The organism is Streptomyces sp. NPDC051207 (assembly GCF_040682395.1).
In the GTDB taxonomy this organism is placed as follows: Bacteria; Actinomycetota; Actinomycetes; order Streptomycetales; family Streptomycetaceae; genus Streptomyces.
In genome coordinates this window covers 1-3696 of sequence record NZ_JBFBAX010000071.1, presented here as the reverse complement: position 1 = coordinate 3696, position 3696 = coordinate 1, and the positions used below count along the sequence as shown (strand labels likewise).

Below are 3696 nucleotides of genomic sequence, written 5' to 3'. Positions count from 1 at the left end.
CAGCGCGGACATCGCCCCCGACCGGCTCCTCGGCGTCGGCATCGGCGTACCCCGCTGCGCACGGCCGCCTTCACCGTGGGGGGTGTCTCACTTGTAGACGATGTCCGAGGACGAGTACTTGCAGTAGGTGCCGTCGGGACCCGAGCCGTTCTGTGTCGGCTCGTCGCCGTCGTCGTTGCCGATGTACTTCTGGCAGGGCACGATCTTGCGGTCGGTGTCCCCGACGATGGTGATGTTCCGCAGAGTCGCGCTGTCGCCGTAGTTGGTGTTGATGCCGACGATGCGGCTGCCCCTCCAGGCGACCTCGACGGTGTTGAGGTTGATCGTCCGCTTGTACTGCGTGGAGCAGTTGCCGCAGGAGCGGACGAAGGTGCCGAAGTTCTTGACGGCGAAGTTCGACACGTTGAGCGTGCCGGCGCCGTTGAACTGGAACACCTTGTCGCTCGCCTCCTTCGCGCCGCCGCCGGTGACGGTGTACACGTTGGACGACGAGGAGCCGCGGAAGGTCGCCGCGTCCTCGCCGACGTCCTCCCACCAGACGTTCTGCAGTGTGCAGCTGCCCTTGCAGTGGACGCCGTCGGCGGCGGGCGCGCCGAGGATGACGTTCTTCAGGACGGCGCCCGGCTCCAGCTGGAGGATCGGGCCCTGGTCCTCGCCCTGGCCGCCGTCGCCCAGGGCTCCGGAGCCGTAGAGGCGCTTCATCCCGTAGTCCTTGGTGCCGGACACCGAGATGGTGGAGGAGACCGCCTGGCTGCCGTTGGCCGTCGGCCAGGTCGCGGCGCTCGCCGACGGGGCGCCGGTGGTCATGATCATGCCAAGGGAGAGGCCGAGTGCGGCCAGCGCCCCGGTCAGCGCGCGGCCCTGTGCGCGCGGTCGTGTCGCAGAAGTCATGTCCCGTTTCCTTCTGTCGTGGGGTGAGGGGTGGGGGGTGACGGCTCGCGTGCGAGGGATGTCAGAGCTTTCCCGCCCCCGCGCCGGACGTCACCGAGGCGACGACGGACGAGGCGGGCTCGGCGGTGTAGCCGTAGGGCGGGCTGGTGAAGGTGCCGACCCGCGAGACCTCGGTCGCGGCTCCGCCGAGATCGTTGCCGCGCAGGTTGGCGTATCCGTCGACGTCGCTGCTGCGGCTCGTGGTGACAGCGATCTTCGTCGAGCGGAAGACGTTGTTCTCGACCAGCATCTGCGCGCCCATCCGCGAGTGACAGGCGGTGTCGGCGCCGGAGACGTAGTTGTTGTAGAAGTGCCCGGTGCCGAACCGCAGGCTGGGGATGCGCGAGAACACGTTGCTGAACGAGTTGTGGTGGTACGTCACCTTCAGGCGGCCGCTGTCCTCGGACGCGTTGCTGTCGCTGTGGCCGACGAGCGAGCCCTTGAAGTGGTCCTTGAAGGTGTTCCAGGACACCGTCACGTTGTCGGAGCCGTGGGTGATGTCGAGGAGACCGTCGTAGTAGTCCTTGTCGTGACTGCGGTCGGCCGAGAAGAAGTTGTGGTCGACCCACACCTTGTTCGACGCCTGGACGGTGATGCCGTCGGCCGGTGCGACCGGCTTGCTGATGTTCAGGTTGCGGATGACGACGTTGGACACGTTCTTCAGCCGCAGCCCGCCGCCGGTGAAGCCGGACGACGAACCGACGCCCAGGACCGTGGTGTTGGAGCCGATGTCGACCTGGCCGCTCAGCTGGATCAGGCCGTTCACCCTGACCACCTTGGCCGTACTGCCCGCGACGGCCGCCCTGAAGGCGTCGAGGCCGGAGACGGTGACCGCCGGGGCGCTGCCGCCGCCGGTCGTGCCGGCGCCGAAGCCGACGGGTGAGGACTCGGCGGCGGCGGCCGGCTGCGGGACGGCGAGAACGGCCGCCGTCACCAGCGTCGCCGCTGCCGCCGCGACCATCGGTACGGTCCTTCGTGCGCGTGGACGTGGGGGGTGTGCACGCATGCGGGGTTGAGTCCCTTCTGGAAGGGCTGGCTGTTCACCTATATGAACATTGCGTTGTCCTGTGACCGCCGTGCTCCACAATGGGAGCGCCGGTGTGGGGGTCGGTCACACTCCTGAACGGAACGTAGACTGCAAGCGCTTTCTAGTCAACGCCTCGCGCAGAACATGTCCGGCCGCCCGGCGCCATGTCGCCACGACTCTCCCCGGCGGTCGTGGGAGCGCTTCCACAGCGGGCGTGCGCATGCCACGATGCTGGCCGCACAGCCCTCCGATCCGCACCGGAAAGGGACCACCCGTGCTGACCACTGCCCCCCACAGCGTGAGGAGGCCGCTGCGTCCGGCGGTCCTCGCGTTCGTCGCCGCGCTCCTGCCGTTACTCGTGGCCACCGTCCTCGGCGCGCCGCCGGCCTCGGCCGCCGCGCGCTCGCAGGCCGTCCCGACGGCCCAGCTCACCGAGGTCACCGACTTCGGCAGCAACCCCAGCAACCTGCGGATGTACGTCTACGTCCCGGACGGCGTCACCGCGAACCCGGCCGTCGTCGTGGCCGTCCACTACTGCACCGGCTCCGGTCCGGCGATGTACTCCGGCACCGAGTTCGCCTCCCTGGCCGACCGCCACGGGTACATCGTCGTCTACCCGTCGGTCACCCGGTCCAGCAAGTGCTTCGACGTCTCCTCGCCGCAGGCGCTGCGCCGGGGCGGCGGCAGCGACCCGGTCGGCATCAAGTCCATGGTCGACTGGGTGGTCCGCACCTACCAGGCCGACACCTCGCGGATCTTCGCCACCGGCATCTCGTCCGGCGCGATGATGACCAACGTGCTGCTCGGCGACTACCCGGACGTCTTCGCGGCCGGTGCCGCCTTCGCGGGTGTGCCCTTCGGTTGCTTCGCCACCACCGACGGCTCCGAGTGGAACAGCGCCTGCGCCAACGGCACCGTGACCCGCACGCCGCAGGCCTGGGGCGATCTCGTCCGCGGCGCCCACCCCGGCCACAGCGGGCCCCGGCCGCGCATGCAACTGTGGCACGGCACCGAGGACGACACGCTGCGCTACCCGAACTTCGGCGAGGAGATCAAGCAGTGGACGAACGTCCTCGGCGTCTCGCAGACCCCGGCCGTCACCGACACCCCGCAGCCGGGCTGGACCCGCACCCGCTACGGCGGCACCGGTGACCGCGCCCCCGTCGAGGCGATCAGCCTGCGGGGCGTCGGCCACAACCTCTACACGACCGGCATGGCCGCCCGCGCGCTGACCTTCTTCGGCCTGGACGGTGGCGGCGGGCCCACGCCCCAGCCGCAGCCCGGCCCCTGCAAGGTGACCGTCACCACCAACGCCTGGAACACCGGCCTGACCGCCACGGTGACGATCACCAACACCGGCACGACCGCGGTCGACGGCTGGCGGCTCGGCTTCACCCTGCCCGCGGGCCAGACCGTCACCGGCGGCTGGGGAGCCACGTACACGCCGTCCTCGGGCGCGGTGACCGCCGTGAACGCCTCCTACAACGCGCGCCTGGCACCCGGCACGAGCATCGGCATCGGCTACCAGGCGAACCACACGGGCAACGCGGCGCCGCCGACCGCGTTCACCCTCAACGGGACGGCCTGCTCGACCGGTTGAGCACCTCTCGCACGGCCGGTGCCCGGGGGCGACGCGCCCCCGGGCGCTCCGGGCGGCACTGGGCCGGCCCGGTGACGGACCGGCCCGGCGCGGCGGGCGTCAGCCGAGGTTCGGGATGCGCCAGTCGACCGGCTCGTGG

At 70.5% G+C, this 3696-nt stretch carries 3 protein-coding genes; 1 reads left to right on the top strand and 2 read right to left on the bottom strand.

The window, feature by feature from the left end; translation table 11 throughout:
* Positions 1–87 precede the first annotated feature (87 nt).
* Both AB0M97_RS30670 and AB0M97_RS30665 read right to left on the bottom strand, forming a co-directional pair.
* Positions 88–891, bottom strand: coding sequence for a pectate lyase (locus tag AB0M97_RS30670; protein WP_365964247.1), 804 nt, complete (start codon positions 889–891; stop codon positions 88–90).
* Positions 892–952: 61 nt separating this feature from the next.
* Positions 953–1936 (bottom strand): polysaccharide lyase family 1 protein, encoded by a 984-nt coding sequence (locus AB0M97_RS30665; protein WP_365964246.1) that lies wholly within the window; start codon positions 1934–1936, stop codon positions 953–955.
* A 295-nt stretch (positions 1937–2231) separates the two neighbouring features.
* Between AB0M97_RS30665 and AB0M97_RS30660 the strand changes: the two genes are divergently transcribed.
* Positions 2232–3557 (top strand): PHB depolymerase family esterase, encoded by a 1326-nt coding sequence (locus AB0M97_RS30660; protein WP_365964245.1) that lies wholly within the window; start codon positions 2232–2234, stop codon positions 3555–3557.
* The last annotated feature ends 139 nt before the right edge of the window (positions 3558–3696 follow it).

Bases quoted from the DNA above. Each gene is read 5' to 3' on its own strand.
- AB0M97_RS30670 (WP_365964247.1), bottom strand. From the start codon at position 891: ATGACTTCTGCGACACGACCGCGCGCACAGGGCCGCGCGCTGACCGGG.
- AB0M97_RS30665 (WP_365964246.1), bottom strand. From the start codon at position 1,936: ATGCGTGCACACCCCCCACGTCCACGCGCACGAAGGACCGTACCGATG.